The sequence below is a fragment of the Gordonia alkanivorans genome (assembly GCF_004011905.1).
Taxonomy (GTDB): Bacteria; Actinomycetota; Actinomycetes; order Mycobacteriales; family Mycobacteriaceae; genus Gordonia; species Gordonia alkanivorans.
In genome coordinates this window covers 2,752,066-2,768,532 of the sequence record NZ_CP027114.1, presented here as the reverse complement: position 1 = coordinate 2,768,532, position 16,467 = coordinate 2,752,066, and the positions used below count along the sequence as shown (strand labels likewise).

The following is a 16,467-nucleotide window of genomic DNA, read 5'->3' as shown; positions in this document are numbered from 1 at the left end:
GTCCGGCTAGCTCGCCGGGGTGCACATCGCGCTCTTGACCTGGTAGAGGCCGAGCAGGTTGCACACGGTCTGGTTGGAGAGCTTCCAGCGGCCGTCGTCGAAGACGATGGTCGACTCGGCGTTGGTCGGCGGGTTGCCGGCGGTCTCGATGCGAACCTTGACGCGGGCCTTGTTCGGGCCGGCGCTGATGACCGGGTTCACCAGGACCCAGTCGACGTCGGAGTTCTCCGCGCGGGCGTTGACCAGCTCCTCGAAGATGGCCGGGTCCTTCTCCGAACCCTCGACGAGGACGATCTTGTCCTTGCTCGGGATCTTCGGGTCGACGGCGGTGTCCACGAGCTCGTTGAGAGCCGCGATCGACGGCGGCTTGCTGTCGTTGGTGATCTCGGACTCGGTGTCACCACCGGCGGCACCGGCACCGGCATCCGCGGTGCTGGTCAGGGTCGGGGCGGGCGGTGCGTCGCTGTCGTCGCCACCGCAGGCTGCGACACCGGTCATCAATGCGGCCGCGATCATGGTCGCGCCAAGAAACTTCCGATACTTCAACGATCTCCCTCACTATGTCTGTGGACGTGGGCGCGCCGTGGCGCTCTCCCATGACTCGCCGATGGGGTCTGCCGGGTCGGGCCCGGCGACAACCCACACCACTATGCCAAACGCAGGCGGATGATCCCGGTTCCACGCCGCGCCGCTCGAGGCTTGACGGTTCGGCGGCCTGCCGTGAGGCTTGACGACCATGTCCGCTTCTCCCCCGCCCGGTCCGTCGACGACCGTGCTGATCACCACCGGCGGCACCATCGCCGCGCAGACCACGACCGACGGTGCCGTGCCCGCGCTCGGCGCCGACGACCTGCTGTCAGCAGCCTCGAACACCGGGGCCGGGAACGCCGGGATGGAAGCCGTCCGCACCGTCGATCTGATGTCGGTGGACAGTTCGGCGATGACCGTGGCCGACCAACTCGCGGTGGTGCGGGGGATCGCCGACGCCCTCGCCGACCCGGAGGTCGCCGGAGTCGTGGTCACCCACGGCACCGACACGATGGAGGAGACGGCGTTCCTCGCCGATCTCTACTGTGTCGACTCGCGGCCGGTCGTGTTCACCGGCGCCCAGTTGCCGGCCGACCGCCCCGATGCGGACGGTCCGCGCAACCTGGCCGCCGCACTGGCCGCGGTCGGCGATCCCGAGAATCGGGGCCGCGGCGTCCTGGTGGCGGCCGGCGGTCGCATCCTGCCGGCGCGCGGGCTGTTCAAGGTGTCGACGTCCGACGCTGTCGCCTTCGACTCGGTGCGCACCGATCTGCCGCGTCCGGTGCTGACCGACGAGATCCCGCTCGGCCGGACCGCCCGGGTCGACCTCTTCGCGCTGTATCCCGGGGTGTCCCCCGGTCTGATAGCGGCGGCGGTCGCGCAGAACGCCGCGGGCATCGTGCTCGCCGCGACGGGCTCGGGGAACACCCACCCGGACATCACCGCCGAGGTCGCGCTCGCCGTCACCCACGGCGTGACCGTCGTGGTGACGAGCCGGGTGCCCTACGGCGAGGTGTCGGCGACCTACGGCGGCGGCGGGGGCGCCGTCGATCTGCATCGCGCCGGCGCGATCGTGTCGCCGTGGCTGCGTGCGCCGCAGGCCCGCATGGCACTGATCGCACTGCTCACCGCCAAGGCGAGTCCCGAGACGATCGCCGAGTTCTTCTCCGCATCCGGGAAGTGATGTGGCACTGGCGCTCCCGCGACGTTCACTCGTCGTCGGCGCCAAGGTCCCACTCGAGGCTGTCGAGCGGGTCGGCGGGCCGTAGATCGGGATCGTCGACGCCGAAGGTGCGGGTGCGCCCGGGGCCGGTGGTGCGGGTCTCGAAGCGGACGGTGACGACGCCGTGCCCACTCCCCTGCACCCAGCCGTGACCGAACTCGGGGTGGGTCACGTCGGCGCCCGGGGCGAACGGCGCGCGGCTCAGCGGGTTGCCGCCCGGGGCGAAGCGCACGGCTTCGGGCGACTCGGTGTCGGCGGTGGGATCGTGGACGGTCTCCGACACCTCCACGATGCCGCCGGATTCCGATGACGATCCCGATGCGCCACCCGCGGAAGCGGTGTCGTGGTGGGTCGTCTCGTCCGGCGAGGCGTCCAGGTCGTCGAACAGCGCGTACTGCTGCACCGCACTGAGACCGGAGAACCCCACGCCCACAAGACGTATCGCTCCGACGGTGCGCGGGTCGAGGGCCAGACGCTGGGCCGTTCGCTCGAGGTCGTCGAAGTCGGTGGTGGCCGCGGCGGTGGTCGCCGACCGGGTGAGGATCGACATGTCGGAGCGTTTGAGCTTCAGCACCACCGTGCGCGCGCCGCGTCCGTCCTTGAGCAGCCGACGATGTGCGTCGGTGGCGGCCTTGCGGATCGCCTTGCGTAGTTCGTCGAGGTCGACGATGTCCTCGGCGAACGTCGACTCGGCGCTGATCTGTTTGGCCGAGGCGCGTTCGGCGACCGGCCGGTCGTCGACGCCCTGGGCGAGCCGGTGCAGTGCAGGTCCGACGGTGGCGCCGAGCACCGAGGCGACCTCGACGGTCGACATCCGCGCGAGGTCTCCGATGGTGTCGATTCCCAGGCGTGCGAGGCGATCACCCGAGACCGGGCCGATCCCCCACAGCTTGCGCACCGGCAGTCCGTGCAGGAACTCGATCTCGCCCGACGGCGGGATCACCATCACGCCATCGGGTTTCGCCATTCCCGAGGCGATCTTGGCGAGCTGCTTGCCGCTGCCGAAGCCGACCGACGCGGCGAGCCCGCACTCGGTGCGGATGCGGGCGCGCACCTGCTCGGCGAACTCGCGCGCCTGCGCCACGGTGGCCCCGGCGAGTTCGGCCGGTTCTGCGAACGCCTCGTCGAAGGAGAGCGTCTCGATCACCGGAACCGCTTCGCGCACAAGCCGGAACACCCGCTTGCTGACCTTGCCGTAGACCGCGCCGCGAGGGGGCACCACGACGCCGGTCGGGCCGATGAGGCGTCGGGCCTGATGCATCGGCATCGCCGACCTGGCACCGAACACCCGGGCCTCGTAGCTCGCTCCGGCCACCACTCCCCGACCTCCGGAACCGCCCACGAGCACCGGGCGACCACGCAGCGTCGGACGGGTGAGTTGTTCGACCGAGGCGAAGAAGGCGTCCATGTCGAGATGCATCACCCAGCGTGCGCCGCGTTCGGAATCGGCACCGGCCGGCGCCCCGCCCGACCCTCCGCCGGTCACCCACCGTTCGGGTACGGATGATCCGTCCGCGATCGTCGAGTCGGAATCGGGGCGCACCACCCGTCCGAGTCTAGTGAGCAGACGTGCCGGCGAAACCCGCTAGTCGGCGGATGTGATCGCGAAGACCGGGATCGATCCGGCGTGTGCGGCGAGGTCGGCGTCGGACGGCTTGGCGTCGAGCCCTTCCGGCAGGAAGCGGCCGACCTCCCAGCCCCACTTGCGCAGGTATTCGCCGATGATCGGCGGGCGCCGGTCGGCGTCGACCTCGGTGAGGGCCACCACGGTCCGACTACGACCGCGCCGGAGTTCGACGGTCTCGGCGGCGCGTGCGTTCCGGGCCCACTGGGTGTTGCCGCGCGGCGAGACGAGGTAGTCCCCGCCGTCGAATCGCAGGACGTTGACGGGGACGGTCTGCAGCTTGCCGGTCCGGCGGCCGGGAACGGTGAGGTTCTGCGCGCCGGCGAGGTTGACGCCGTGGTCGGCGAGCCAGCGAACGGTGCGGTTGAAGACGTTGTCGAACCCCTCGGGAGCGCGGTAGTGGGTGGTACCGGTCATGGTCGTGACCCTTTCGTGGCGGATGGAAAATTATCGAGAGCACCGCTCTCGGTTTTGAGTGTGCACCCGGAAGCGCAAGAAATCAAGAGCACTGCTCTCGAAATGTGGAAGGATCGATCCATGGCGACCGGACGAAGCCGCGCGGAGAACCGCGCGATGATGACCGACGAGATCCGCCGACTCGGGCGCGAGCACCTGGCCACCCACGGCGCAGCCGGACTATCGCTGCGCGCGATCGCCCGAGAGATGGGCGTCGTGTCATCGGCCGTCTACCGGTACGTCCCCAGTCGCGACGACCTGCTCACCATGCTGCTCGTGGAGGCCTACAACGACGTCGGCGACGCGATCGACGCGGCGGTCTCGGCCATCGAGCCCAGCCGCCGTCGCGAACGCGTGCTCGCCGCCGCGGAGGCCGCCCGGGACTGGGCACTCGACGACCCCGCCCGCTGGGCACTCCTCTACGGCAGCCCCGTCCCCGGTTATGCCGCACCGGGCGAGGAGACGATGGTGCCGGGCACGCGCATCCCGGCCCTGCTCCTGCGCGAGTGCGCGGCCGCACACGCCGAGGGCCTGATCCGCGACGACCTGCCCACACCCACAACCGGGGTCGCCGGCGACATGGCCGCCATCCGCGACGAGTTCGGCATCGACGCCCCCGACGCCGTGCTGGCCGCGTCGACGACCCTCTGGGCAGCCCTCGTCGGCGCGATCAGCCTGGAGGCCTTCGGCCAGTACGGCAAGGACACCTTCGCGCACCCCGCCGAGTTGTTCCGGTCGCAGATCGAGCTGACGCTGTCGAGCCTGTTCGCCTGAGCGCTCAGCGCGCGACAGTCCGCCGCTCCTCCACGCCGGCCAGCTTGTCCGGGTTGCGCATGGCGTAGATCTGCTCGATGACGCCGTCGACGATGTGCAGGGTGAACGTGCCCGCCAACTCGCCCTCGATGTAGATCGCCACTCCCGACTGGTTGTTGAAGACCGCCGGTTCAAGGCGGTAGTCCATGCCCTTCCCGAGCCGGGCGAAGCCGGTCAGCAGACGCGCCACGGCCGGCGCGCCGTGGATCGGGTGACGCACCGCGGTCACCTTTCCGTCGCTGTCCGCGGTGAACTCGACCTCGGGTGCCAGCATCGTCAGCAACCTCTCGACGTCACCGGACTGCGCGGCCGAGAGGAACGCGTCCACCACCGCGACCGCACGTTCGGAATCCACCGGGTCGAACCGGGGGCGACGCGCCTCGACGTGGTTCCGGGCTCGGTGCCCGATCTGGCGCACCGTGGCGGCCGGCTTGGCGAGCATGTCGCCGACCTCGTTGTAGGAGAAGCCGAACACCTCGCGGAGGACGAACACCGCGCGCTCATCCGGGCTCAGCGACTCCAGCACGATCAGCATCGCCGTGGACACCGACTCCGCGAGCACCACGTCGTCGGCGAGGTCGCGTTCGTCGGTCAGGATCGGCTCGGGCAGCCACGGTCCGACGTACTCCTCGCGTCGCCGCGACCGTGACCTCAGCACGTTGAGTGCCTGGCGCGTGACGATCTTCGCGAGATACGCCTTGGCGTCCGCGATGTCGGTGTCGTCGACCTCCGCCCACCGCAGGTAACTGTCCTGCAGTACGTCGTCGGCGTCGGCCGCCGTCCCGACGATCTCGTAGGCGACGGTGAACAGCAGCGGCCGCAACTCGGCGAAACGCGCTGCCCGCCGGTCGCTCTCGCTTGTCTGGGAGTCGCTGCTGCTCACCGGGGCCCTGCCTCTCGTCGGCGAGCCGGTCACTGCAGAACCGGTTCACGCTCGGCGGTCACCTCGCGACCGCGCAGCCAGCCGAATGCGCCGGGATGCGCGGCCTCGCGTCGAATGTTCCACACGGTACCGCGGCACACCAGCTCCTTGGCCAGAGCTGCGAGACGACCTGTCACCACCGCTCGCGCGGGCGAGTCGTCCCGCCGGGTGAACTGGAGGGTGGCCGCGTGGCGACCGATGCTCGTGCACTGTGCGACGAAAGCCTGGTCGACCGGGATCGGCCGGTCACCGGCGATCCGGGCGAGGACGGACTCGGCGGCCTGCGCACCCAGCGGCTGAGCCGCCTGGCAGCTCATCCGGAGTCTGACGCCCTCGACCGCGACCGCATCTCCCGCGCCCACGATCCGGGCGTCGTCGACGCTCGTCAGGCTCTCATCCGTCTGCAGACGGCCGATTCCGTCAGTGGTCAGGCCACTGTCCGCAGCCAGCTCCGGGGCCTGGAAACCGGTGGCGAACACCGTTGCCGCACTGGGCAACACCAGCTCACGCCCGCCGGTCTCGACGATCACCCGCGACGCGTGGACCCCGGTGACCTGCGCATCCTCCAGGACGTCGACGCCGAGTCGTTCGAGTTGCCGGAGGGTGGCCCGGTGGCCACGCTCACCCACCGACGGGGCGATGACACCGCCACCGGCGAGCGTCACCGCGAAGCCGCGTTCGGCGAGTTCGCCGGCGAGCTCCACCCCGGTGAGGCCGCCGCCGACGACAACCACCGGCGCGCCGGCGTCCAGGGCATCGACGCGTTCCCGGAGTTGTTGTGCTGCAGCCCAATCCGAGGCCGACAGCGCATGTTCCGCGGCGCCCGGGATCGGCGGCAGGTGGAGCCGGCTCCCGATCGCGTAGATCACGTAGTCGTAGTCGAGGTGGGTCCCCGACGCGAGGTGTACGCGTCGTGCGCCGGCGTCGATCCGGGTGGCGGTGTCGACCACGACGTCGAGGCCGTCACCGAGCACGTCGTCGAATCCGACCTGCGGCTCACCGGTCCGTGCGATGAACTGGTGCAACCGGATGCGCTGCACGAAGAACGGCTGCGGGTTCACGACCGTGACGTCCACGGCGGGGTTGCGCCGCAGCCGGTTGGCCGCCATGGCCCCCGCGTAGCCGGCGCCGAGCACGACCACATGCGTCCGTGCGACCGTCTGGATTTCCTGCGTGATGTCGGTGGTGCTCATCGTTCTGCCTTCCGTCGGTGTTCGAGGTGGTCATCCTCGAGACACCGACGGCGGCAGAAATGTGACAGCTACTACGAAGTAGCTGGTCAGCCGACCTTCGCGACGTCGGCGGTGACGCCGTCGCCGAGCTCGATGGCGCCCGGCGCACCGTCGGCCGTGACGTCGAACTCCACGGCGAGGACCTCACCGGCGACGAGGCCCGCGTGCGTCTGCGCCCACTCGAGACGCTCGGCCGGCACGACGAGGCGCACCGTGATGCGGTCGGAGACGTCCAGGTCGAGGTTGCGGCGCGCATCCTGCAGTTCGCGCACGCGGTCCTTGGCCCAGCCCTCGGCCTCGAGCTCGGGGGTCACCGTGGTGTCGAGCACGACGAGGCCCTTGCCCCCGGGCAGCTCGGCGGTGGAGTCCGGTTCGACCGCCACCAGCTTGCGGCTGTACTCGCCGTCGTGGAGCTCGATGCCGTCGGCGATGACGACCTCGGCGCCGTCGGCACCGGTACCCACCGACCAATTGCCGGACTTCACGGCCTTGATCGCGCGCTGGACGTCCTTGCCCAGGCGCGGACCCGCCGCGCGTGCGTTGACCGCGATCTCGTAGCGGCCGTACTCGCTGGCGTCGGTGGCCAGCGAGACGGACTTGACGTTCATCTCGTCCTTGACCAGGTCGACGTACGGCTCGAGTGCGGCCGCGGTCGGCGAGGCCACGGTCAGACCGGGCAGCGGCAGGCGGACGCGCAGCTTGTTGGCCTTGCGCACGCTCGACGCGACCGAGCAGACCGCCTGCACCTCGTCCATGGCCGCGACCAGGTCGGCGTCGGCCGGCAGCTCGTCGGCGGTCGGCCAGTCGGTCAGGTGCACCGAACGGCCACCGGTGAGACCGCGCCAGATGGCCTCGGTCGCCAGCGGCAGCAGCGGTGACGCGAGCCGCGATGCCACCTCGAGCACCGTGTACAGGGTGTCGAAGGCGTCGGTGTCCTCTTCCTGACCGGCCCAGAACCGTGCACGCGACCGGCGCACGTACCAGTTGGTCAGCGACTCGACGAACTCGCGGAACGCGTCGCACGCACCGGCGATGTCGTAGGTGTCGAGCGCCTCGGTCATCGTGTCGCGGGTGGTCGCGAGCTTCGCCAGGATGTAGCGATCCAGGACGTTCTGCGAGTCGGTCCGCCACGTCGCCGGACGATCTGCGTACAACTGCAGGAAGCTGTAGGCGTTCCACAGTGGCAGCAGTGCCTGGCGGACACCCTCGCGGATGCCGCGCTCGGTGACGACGAGGTTGCCGCCGCGCAGGATCGGCGAGGCCATCAGGAACCAGCGCATCGCATCGGAGCCGTCGCGGTCGAAGACCTCGTTGACATCCGGGTAGTTGCGCTTGGACTTGGACATCTTCTGCCCGTCGTCACCCAGCACGATGCCGTGTGCAGCAACGGTTTTGAACGCCGGACGGTCGAAGAGCGCGGTCGCCAGCACGTGCATGGTGTAGAACCAGCCGCGCGTCTGACCGTTGTACTCGACGATGAAATCGCCCGGGTTGTGCGCGGGCGCCGACGCGGAGTCGCCGCCGTCGAACCAGTCGCGGTTCTCGAACGGGTAGTGCACCTGGGCATACGGCATCGACCCGGACTCGAACCAGCAGTCGAGGACCTCGGGCACACGACGCATGGTCGACTGCCCGGTCGGGTCGTCCGGGTTCGGGCGGGTCAGCTCGTCGATGTGGGGCCGGTGCAGGTTGTCCGGGCGCACGCCGAAGTCGCGCTCGAGCTCGTCGAGCGAACCGTAGACGTCGATGCGCGGGTACTCCGGGTTGTCCGAGATCCACACCGGGATCGGCGCGCCCCAGTAGCGGTTGCGGCTGATGTTCCAGTCGCGCGCACCCTCGAGCCACTTGCCGAACTGGCCGTCGCGGATGTGCTCGGGCACCCAGGTGATCTGCTTGTTCAGCTCCACCATGCGGTCGCGGAACTGGGTGACGGCGACGAACCACGACGGCACCGCCATGTAGATCAGCGGCTGTCCCGACCGCCACGAATGCGGGTAGGAGTGCTCGATGGTCTCGTGGCGCAGGATGCGGCCCGCCGCCTTGAGGTCCTTGATGATGACCGGGTTGGCGTCGAAGACCATCTGGCCCTCGTACGGCGGGACCTGCGAGGTGAAGCGGCCGCCCGGATCGAGCGGCTGGACGACCTCGATGCCGTTGGCGGTCGCGAGGTCCATGTCCTCTTCACCGAAGGCCGGTGCGAGGTGGACGACGCCGGTACCGCTCTCGGTGGTGACGTAGTCGCCGAGCAGCACTCGGTGTGCGTTCGGGTGTCCGACGAAGAAGTCGAACGGCGGTGTGTAGGAGAGGTTCTCGAGGTCCTTGCCCAGATGGGTACCGATCACCTCGGGTTCGGCGATCTCCTTGGCGTACGCACCCAGCAGCGCCTCGGCCAGCAGGTACTGCTGCCCGTCGGCGGCCTTGACGTGCACGTAGGTGACCTCGGGGTTGACCGCGATCGCGAGGTTCGACGGCAGGGTCCAGGGCGTGGTGGTCCAGATCAGCGCGTTGACACCGTCGAGTGCGGCCAGCGGACCCTCGGTCACCGACAGCGGCATCCGCACGGTGACCGCCGGGTCCTGGCGCATGCGATAGGCGTCGTCGAGCTTGGACTCCTGGTTGCTCAGCGGCGTCTGCTCGTACCAGCTGTAGGGCAGCACGCGGTAGCCCTGGTAGATCAGACCCTTGTCGTAGAGGGCCTTGAACGCCCACATGACCGACTCCATGAAGTCGAGGTCGAGCGTCTTGTAGTCGTTGTCGAAGTCCACCCAGCGCGCCTGGCGGGTCACGTAGTCGCGCCACTCACCGGTGTAACGGAGAACCGAGTCACGGCAGTACTCGTTGAACTTCTCCATGCCCATCTTCTCGATCTCCGACTTGTCGGTGATCCCGAGCTGGCGTTCGGCCTCGAGTTCGGCGGGCAGACCGTGTGTGTCCCAGCCGAATCGACGATCGACCTTCTTGCCACGCATGGTCTGGTACCGGGGGACCACATCCTTGACGTAGCCGGTCAGGAGATGGCCGTAGTGCGGGAGGCCGTTGGCGAAGGGCGGGCCGTCGTAGAAGACGAACTCCTCGGCATCGGCACGGTTCTCGATGGACGCGGCGAAGGTCGAGTCGGCATCCCAGTACTCCAGGACGTGCTGCTCCACGGACGGGAAATCGGGGGCGCTGCGGCCCGTCCCACCCGTCATGTCGACTTTGGGGTACACACGGCCGGTCGCGTTCGCGCCCGTCTCGTTCGTGTCGGTCACGGCTCGTCTCCTCGTGCCTGGTGATGTCTCTCCTCGGCACGGGGACGCACACCGTCAGGTCTGCGCGGTACCACCCCGCTTGCGCCGGCACTCCGGCGCCACTCATCGGATCGCGCGGGTCTCCCCGTACGGTCCCGTGGCTGTGACGGGCCACGCCCGCCCGGTTCTACTGGGAGCGTCGTGCTCTGTTCTTCCGGGTGCTCCCCGGTGATGGCCGGATCAACGCGTCAACCAGTGTAACGACGCACCGCCCGGACAGGCGAATCGGTATCGCCTGTCCGGGCGGTGCGGGGTCGAGAACGGGAGATCAGTCGAGCGGTGGACGCCAGTTCGGGTCGAGCGGATCGAAATCCGGCGCACGACGCCGACCCGGCCTCGGTTCCGGGGACTCGGACTGCTCCCCCTGCGGCTGGGGATCCGACGGCGGGTTCCCGTACTGCGGAGGACGCGGACCCGGCTGGGACTGACCTGATTGGAACGGTCCGGACTGCGGCGACCTCGGCGGGTTCGGCCGCGGTGGCTGACCGCCGGTCTGCTGCGGACCCGGCGCCTGGTACGGCTCGCGAGGCGGTCTGCCCGGCGCACCCCGACCGGGCGGTGTCTGACCTGGGGGCGCCTGACCGGGTGCGGGTGTCGGACCGGCGTTCGGCGGGCCGACCGGCTCGCCGACCGACCGCAGGTAGTCCTCGAGGTTGCCCTCGCGACGCGCTGGTGCCGGGCGGCTCTCGGGCACCGTCGGCCGAGACGGCGTCGGTCCCGACGGTGCGGCCATACCGGGTTCAAAGGAGGGCCGCTCGTAGGCGGCCGTCTCTTCGTCGGCATCGGAAACCTGCGCAGACGGCATCGCCGTCGGGTACCGGCGTGTTCGGGGCTCGTCGGCATCGCGATCGTCGTCGTCCTCATCGCGTCCGGCTCCGGGGACCATGTCTTCCAGCGATCGGCCGGAATCCCGGTTGCGCCCCGAGAACACATCGACGAGCAGGAAGGCCAGGCCGAGGAGACAGATGACGATGCAGGCGACGGCGAGCCACACGGTCCCGGTGATGAGACCGAGGATGAGCAGCACGAACCCGACGAGGGTCGCGCCCAGGGCCAAGGTCAGCACATCACCAGCCTAGGGTGCATGTCCGGCGCGGAGGTCAGCTCGGCGAGTAGCTGCTGAAACCGCCGCTGCCCGGATCGTTCGAGAACGACTGGTCGGGACGACCACCCTCGACCGGTGCCGCGCTGCCGCGCTGCTGCAGCTCTTCGAGCTGCGACTCGAGGTAGGTCTTCAGGCGGGTGCGGTACTCACGCTCGAAGGTCTTGAGCTGTTCGATCCGTCCCTCGAGCACGCCGCGCTGCTGGTTGATCGTGCCCATGATCTCGCTGTGCTTGCGCTCGGCGTCGCTCTGGAGCGCGTCCGCGCGCTCCTGTGCCTGGCGCAGCTGCGCCTCGGAGCGAGTCTGGGCGTCGGCCAGGATGGCCTCCGAACGCTGGCGCGCGTCGGCGAGCATGGCGTCGGACTTGCTCTGCGCCTCCGAGACCAGCGTGTCGGCGCGGGTCTGCGCGTCGGCCAGCATCGCGTCGGCGTCGGCGCGGGCACTGCCGGTGAGGCGGTCCGCGGTGTCCTGCGCGAGCGCGAGGACGCGGGCGGCACGGACGTTGGCGTCGTCGTTGACCACAGGCGCGGCGGGCTGCTGGACGGGAGCGGGCTGCTCCTGGACCGGCGGCTTGGCGAACATCTGGGTCCGCTCCTCTGCGGGGGCGGCGCCGGCACCCGAGCGGGCGTCGGCGAGCTCACCCTCGAGCTCCTCGACGCGCTGCTTCAGGTCGGTGTTCTCTTCGATCAGCCGGGCGAGCTCGGCCTCGACGAAATCGAGGAACTGATCGACCTCATCCTCGTTGTAGCCGCGCTTACCGATAGGCGGTTTGCTGAACGCGACGTTGTGCACATCAGCTGGAGTCAGCCGCATGTCGGTTCCCCTCGTGTCTGTGGTGAAGCTTGTGTTCAGTTGGCGTGCCGTCCAACCCCGATCGCGCGACGTGAGTCGTTCGACCAATACAGGTTGTCACTAACTATTCATACCAGTCAAAAACTGTAACTGGCGTCCAATCCTGTCACATGCGAACCGTAGGTCGCACTGTTGGATGCTCAGCCCGATCGAAACTCCTCCGAACGGGCAGGGCATCCGAAGACGACAACCAACGGTAGTCCATCTGCGTACCTCAAGGTACCCGGGTCACAGGGGTCCCGGTGCGCAACGCGTCGGCGGATCAGGAGCGGGTGAGAACCAGAGCGGTGGCCAGCGAATCGGCGACCGCGTCGGCGCGGAGACCGTTCACGACGTTCATGGCGATGATGACGACGAGCATGACGATCATCAGCGACAGATCCAGGCGGATCGGACCGAGCGGGATCGGCGGCAGGACCCGCCGCAGCGCCTTGATCGGCGGATCGGTCAGAGTGAATACCGTCTCGATGATCACGACCGCCACCCCGGTGGGTCGCCACTCGCGGGCGAACGTCCGCACCAGCTCGACGACGAGCCGGCCGAGGAGAAGCAACCAGAAGACCAACAGGATGTAGTACAGGACACCCAACAAAATCGCAGCCACGCGTCAAGATTGCCTGAAGAGCACCGGCCGGTGCGAACCGAGGGTGCCCACCTGCATCAGGAGTGGTTGTAGAAGCCGGTCTCGGCGATCTTGCGGCGGTCCTCGGGCGACACGTCGACGTCGGCCGGCGACAGCAGGAAGACCTTGGTGGCCACCTTGTCGAAGGAGCCGCGCAGAGCGAAGGCCAGGCCCGCGGCGAAGTCGACGAGGCGCTTGGCGTCGTCGTTGGTCATGTCGACGAGGTCCATGATGACCGGGTTGCCGTCGCGGAAACGCTCACCGATGGTGCGGGCCTCGCTGTAGTCCGAGGGACGCAAGGTGGTGATCTTCTGCAGCGGACCGTCGGCGAAGACGCGCTCGAGCTCGCGGTGCTCGGGGCCGGCCGGGCGCGACGAGGCGGCACGCAGGGCGGCACTCGACGAACGCTGCAGCGGTTCGAGGCGCGCAGCGGAACGCATCGGGGCCTCGGGCGTCGGACGCGGTCCGGCGTAGGCGAACTCGGGGGCGAAGTCGCCGGCGAGTTCGTATCCGCCGTCGAAATGACGGTCGTCGTAGGCCATCTCGTCGCGGTAGCCGGCCTCGCGGAAGCCGGGGTCGCGCAGGGAGGGCTCGTAACCGGGGTCGTAGGAGCCGTCACCGTAGTAGTCGTCACGGTAGGCACGCTCACGCGACGGGACACGCAGCGCGGAGCCGTCCTCGAGGTAGTCGTCCTCGTACTCGCTGGGCGGCACCATGCCGAAATAAGCCTTGAACTTCTGCATCGTGGTCATTGTCGGCCTCTCTGTCGTGCGACGCCGGTGTGCAGCCGTGCCGGATGGTGCATCTGATGTCACTGTGCTTGTTGAGATATTTGCGCTTGTTGTGCCACTTGGTTCTGTTGTTACCAATGTGATTACTGAGAGAGTAGCGGCCGATCGCCCATGATCGCGGTTCCGACACGCACACATGTCGAGCCGGCTGCAACCGCCTCTTCCATGTCACCGGACATACCCGCCGACAGTTCGACGGCGTCGGCGTACCGATCGCGAAAAGCGTTGTGGATACGAGCGGATTCGGCCATCCAGTACTTCCGCTCACCGGTGAGTGGGGCGATGACCATCAGTCCGCGCAACTGCAGAGAGTCCTCGCTCGACACCTGCTCGGCGAGTGCGGGAAGATCCGCCTCGACGACGCCGCCTCGCTGCGGGTCCCCGTCGAGACTCACCTGCAGCAGCACCCCGAGACGCGCGGTCCGCTCCCCCTCGTCGAGCGCGGCTCGCGCGGCCCGGCCCAGGGCCTCGACCACCTTCGGACGATCCACCGAGTGCACCGCACGCGCCCAACGCGCGATGGAACGGGCCTTCTTCGACTGGACGGTCCCGATCATGTCGAACACCGGGACGTCGGTGGAATCCTCGGGTGTCCAATCGGCGAGGACCTCGGCGACCTTGCGTCCGGCCTCCGGCTCACGGGACTCGCCGAACGATCGGACGCCCAGGTTCAGCAACCGGCGGACGTCGTCGGCCGGGAAGTATTTCGTCACCACCAGGAGCGCACACGCCCCGGTGGGTCGGCCCGCGGCCGCGACGGCCGCGTCGAGCCGCCCGCGTACGGCTTCGAGTCGCTCGGACAGCTCGGCGGTGCGTGCGTCATCGAGAGAATCGCTCATGTCCCCCATCATTCTCCGCGTGGAGCACCGGGGGTCTACTCGCCGTCCGGCGCACTCTCGTCGTCCATCCAGATCACCGATGCCAGGCGGCCGGTCGGTGCGCCGCGCCGGTGGCTGAAGAGACTCAGGTCCGAGATCGTGCAGCGCGGGTCGACGGCGACCCCGGCGACCCCGGCCTCGAGGAGCTGGCGGCGCAGACCGGAACGGAGGTCGAGGCCCGTCGTGCCCTTCTTCGTGCGACTCGCACTCCCGGGCAGATGCTTCTCGACGTCGGCCTGCATCGCCGGGGGCACCTCGTACTGCTCACCGGACGCCGCCGGGCCGAGAAACGCTCCGATCGACTCGATGCGCGCACCGAGTTCGACCATCACCTTCAGGGTCTCGCGCACGATGCCGATGCGTGCCCCGACGCGCCCGGCATGGACACCGGCGATCACGCCGGCCTCGTCGTCGCTGAGGAGCACCGGCACGCAGTCGGCCGACAGCACGGCGAGCGCGAGGCCCGGTGTGGTCGTCACCAGAGCATCGGTCGCCGGAACCGGTTCGGGGACCGGACCGTCGACGACCGTCACGTTGCGGCTGTGGATCTGTTCCATCCAGACGACCGAGGACGCGGGCAACCCGATCTGCTCGGCCAGACGATTCCTGTTGGCGGACACCGCTTCCGGGTCGTCTCCGACATGGTCACCGAGATTGAACGAGTCATACGGTGCCACCGAGACGCCGCCGGCACGCGTGGTGACCACACGACGCACCCGCATGCGGGTCAGCGCTTCATGAAGGACGGCACGTCGACGTCGTCGTCGTCGAGATGCACGGTGTTGCGACGCGGGGGCTCCGGCTCACGCTCACCACCGAAGGGATCACCCGACCCCTTGGGGATGTCACCGAAGAGCGGATCGCTCTTCGGCGGCGCCGAGACCGCGCCGGCTTGTCCCTGTCCGACAGCCGAACGGCCGGCGGCCGCAGCGGGCACGTCGGACCGCTTCTTCGGGGTGCCGCCGTCGAAACCGGCGGCGATGACGGTCACTCGGACCTCGTCGCCGAGGTTGTCGTCGATCACGGTGCCGAAGATGATGTTGGCGTCCTCGTGGGCCGCCTCCTGGACCTGGGTGGCCGCGTTGTGGATCTCGAAGAGACCGAGGTCGCTGCCGCCGGCGATCGAGATCAGCACGCCCCGAGCGCCTTCCATCGACGCCTCGAGCAGCGGCGAGTTGATCGCCGACTCGGCCGCCTTCTTGGCACGGTCCTCACCTCGGGACGAGCCGATGCCCATGAGTGCGCTGCCCGCGTCGCTCATGACGCCCTTGACGTCGGCGAAGTCGACGTTGATCAGACCAGGGGTGGTGATGAGGTCGGTGATCCCCTGGACACCGTTGAGGAGGACCTCGTCGGCGCTGCGGAACGCGTCCATGAGGCTCACCTGCGCGTCGCCGAGCTGGAGCAGGCGGTCGTTCGGGATCACGATGAGGGTGTCGCAGGACTCCCGCAGCGCGGTGATGCCCGCTTCGGCCTGTCCGCCGCGACGCTTGCCCTCGAAGGAGAACGGGCGGGTGACCACGCCGACGGTGAGAGCACCGAGCTTCCGGGCGATCTGCGCGACGACCGGTGCACCACCGGTGCCGGTGCCGCCACCCTCGCCCGCGGTCACGAAGACCATGTCGGCACCCTTGAGGAGCTCCTCGATCTCGTCGCGGGCGTCCTCGGCGGCACGGCGGCCGACCTCGGGGTCGGCGCCGGCACCCAGGCCACGGGTGGAGTCGCGACCGACATCGAGCTTGACGTCGGCGTCGCTCATCAGCAGGGCCTGCGCGTCGGTGTTGATCGCGATGAACTCGACTCCCTTGAGTCCCTGCTCGATCATGCGGTTGACGGCATTCACGCCGCCGCCGCCGATGCCGACGACCTTGATGACGGCCAGGTAGTTGTGCGGTGGCGTCATGCGCTCGCCTTCCTCGTAATGGGTCGTGCTCGATGTTCCGTTGCTGATCTCTCAGCGCGTTCCGGTGCTGATGTGTCAGCGGCTAAGTGCTGACAAAACCCTAAACCTGAACCATAGATTTAGAGTTATGTCAAGTAGTTCGTTGTGGAGATGACGCTAGGCATCCCGGGCCCCGGTATCCACAACAGCGCCCGGCGTGTCGGGAAGTCGCGCCGAAATTCGGTGAATTTC

Annotated in this window: 15 protein-coding genes; 2 read left to right on the top strand and 13 right to left on the bottom strand. The window is 68.8% G+C overall.

Going from position 1 to position 16,467, the window contains the following annotated elements:
- Window positions 1-6: 6 nt before the first annotated feature.
- Window positions 7-546 (bottom strand): WKL family lipoprotein, encoded by a 540-nt coding sequence (locus C5O27_RS12540; protein ID WP_462433824.1) that lies wholly within the window; start codon window positions 544-546, stop codon window positions 7-9.
- A gap of 190 nt (window positions 547-736) precedes the next feature.
- On the opposite strand from C5O27_RS12540, the gene C5O27_RS12535 reads away from it, so the two are divergent.
- Window positions 737-1,711 carry an asparaginase gene (locus tag C5O27_RS12535; protein WP_006356893.1) on the top strand — a complete coding sequence of 325 codons (975 nt, stop codon included), beginning with the start codon at window positions 737-739 and terminating at the stop codon, window positions 1,709-1,711.
- 25 nt (window positions 1,712-1,736) lie between these two features.
- Here the strand turns inward: C5O27_RS12535 and C5O27_RS12530 are convergent, their stop codons facing one another.
- Both C5O27_RS12530 and C5O27_RS12525 read right to left on the bottom strand, forming a co-directional pair.
- On the bottom strand, window positions 1,737-3,296 hold the full coding sequence (locus C5O27_RS12530; protein WP_042377403.1) for a DNA polymerase IV: 1,560 nt from the start codon (window positions 3,294-3,296) through the stop codon (window positions 1,737-1,739).
- Window positions 3,297-3,335: 39 nt separating this feature from the next.
- Window positions 3,336-3,791 (bottom strand): nitroreductase/quinone reductase family protein, encoded by a 456-nt coding sequence (locus tag C5O27_RS12525; RefSeq protein WP_006356891.1) that lies wholly within the window; start codon window positions 3,789-3,791, stop codon window positions 3,336-3,338.
- A gap of 120 nt (window positions 3,792-3,911) precedes the next feature.
- Between C5O27_RS12525 and C5O27_RS12520 the strand changes: the two genes are divergently transcribed.
- Window positions 3,912-4,604 (top strand): TetR/AcrR family transcriptional regulator, encoded by a 693-nt coding sequence (locus tag C5O27_RS12520; protein WP_006356890.1) that lies wholly within the window; start codon window positions 3,912-3,914, stop codon window positions 4,602-4,604.
- 4 nt (window positions 4,605-4,608) lie between these two features.
- On the opposite strand, the gene sigJ is transcribed toward C5O27_RS12520, so the two are convergent.
- The 10 genes from sigJ to ftsZ form a co-directional block, all read right to left on the bottom strand.
- A complete protein-coding gene (gene sigJ, locus C5O27_RS12515) occupies window positions 4,609-5,526 on the bottom strand; it encodes an RNA polymerase sigma factor SigJ (protein WP_127962843.1) in 918 nt (305 codons plus the stop codon).
- A gap of 29 nt (window positions 5,527-5,555) precedes the next feature.
- Window positions 5,556-6,758 (bottom strand): NAD(P)/FAD-dependent oxidoreductase, encoded by a 1,203-nt coding sequence (locus tag C5O27_RS12510; RefSeq protein ID WP_127962842.1) that lies wholly within the window; start codon window positions 6,756-6,758, stop codon window positions 5,556-5,558.
- Between the two features lie 86 nt (window positions 6,759-6,844).
- Window positions 6,845-10,048, bottom strand: a complete 3,204-nt coding sequence (ileS, locus tag C5O27_RS12505; protein WP_127962841.1) for an isoleucine--tRNA ligase — start codon at window positions 10,046-10,048, stop codon at window positions 6,845-6,847.
- Window positions 10,049-10,355: 307 nt separating this feature from the next.
- Complete coding sequence (locus tag C5O27_RS12500) at window positions 10,356-11,153, bottom strand: hypothetical protein (RefSeq protein WP_127962840.1); 798 nt, start codon at window positions 11,151-11,153, stop codon at window positions 10,356-10,358.
- A 34-nt stretch (window positions 11,154-11,187) separates the two neighbouring features.
- Window positions 11,188-12,003 carry a DivIVA-like cell division protein Wag31 gene (wag31, locus tag C5O27_RS12495; protein WP_035752654.1) on the bottom strand — a complete coding sequence of 272 codons (816 nt, stop codon included), beginning with the start codon at window positions 12,001-12,003 and terminating at the stop codon, window positions 11,188-11,190.
- Between the two features lie 301 nt (window positions 12,004-12,304).
- Entirely contained in the window at window positions 12,305-12,646 is a 342-nt protein-coding gene (locus C5O27_RS12490) for a YggT family protein (protein ID WP_005198826.1), read from the bottom strand.
- Between the two features lie 56 nt (window positions 12,647-12,702).
- A complete protein-coding gene (locus C5O27_RS12485) occupies window positions 12,703-13,416 on the bottom strand; it encodes a cell division protein SepF (RefSeq protein WP_127962839.1) in 714 nt (237 codons plus the stop codon).
- A 122-nt stretch (window positions 13,417-13,538) separates the two neighbouring features.
- Complete coding sequence (locus tag C5O27_RS12480; RefSeq protein WP_040003905.1) at window positions 13,539-14,303, bottom strand: YggS family pyridoxal phosphate-dependent enzyme; 765 nt, start codon at window positions 14,301-14,303, stop codon at window positions 13,539-13,541.
- 26 nt (window positions 14,304-14,329) lie between these two features.
- Window positions 14,330-15,055, bottom strand: a complete 726-nt coding sequence (gene pgeF / locus C5O27_RS12475; protein WP_006356881.1) for a peptidoglycan editing factor PgeF — start codon at window positions 15,053-15,055, stop codon at window positions 14,330-14,332.
- 5 nt (window positions 15,056-15,060) lie between these two features.
- A complete protein-coding gene (ftsZ, locus tag C5O27_RS12470; protein WP_006356880.1) occupies window positions 15,061-16,236 on the bottom strand; it encodes a cell division protein FtsZ in 1,176 nt (391 codons plus the stop codon).
- Between the last annotated feature and the right edge of the window lie 231 nt (window positions 16,237-16,467).

Bases quoted from the DNA above. Each gene is read 5' to 3' on its own strand.
- C5O27_RS12535 (WP_006356893.1), top strand. From the start codon at position 737: ATGTCCGCTTCTCCCCCGCCCGGTCCGTCGACGACCGTGCTGATCACC.
- C5O27_RS12525 (WP_006356891.1), bottom strand. From the start codon at position 3,791: ATGACCGGTACCACCCACTACCGCGCTCCCGAGGGGTTCGACAACGTC.
- C5O27_RS12520 (WP_006356890.1), top strand. From the start codon at position 3,912: ATGGCGACCGGACGAAGCCGCGCGGAGAACCGCGCGATGATGACCGAC.
- C5O27_RS12510 (WP_127962842.1), bottom strand. From the start codon at position 6,758: ATGAGCACCACCGACATCACGCAGGAAATCCAGACGGTCGCACGGACG.
- wag31 (WP_035752654.1), bottom strand. From the start codon at position 12,003: ATGCGGCTGACTCCAGCTGATGTGCACAACGTCGCGTTCAGCAAACCG.
- C5O27_RS12485 (WP_127962839.1), bottom strand. From the start codon at position 13,416: ATGACCACGATGCAGAAGTTCAAGGCTTATTTCGGCATGGTGCCGCCC.
- C5O27_RS12480 (WP_040003905.1), bottom strand. From the start codon at position 14,303: ATGGGGGACATGAGCGATTCTCTCGATGACGCACGCACCGCCGAGCTG.
- pgeF (WP_006356881.1), bottom strand. From the start codon at position 15,055: ATGCGGGTGCGTCGTGTGGTCACCACGCGTGCCGGCGGCGTCTCGGTG.
- ftsZ (WP_006356880.1), bottom strand. From the start codon at position 16,236: ATGACGCCACCGCACAACTACCTGGCCGTCATCAAGGTCGTCGGCATC.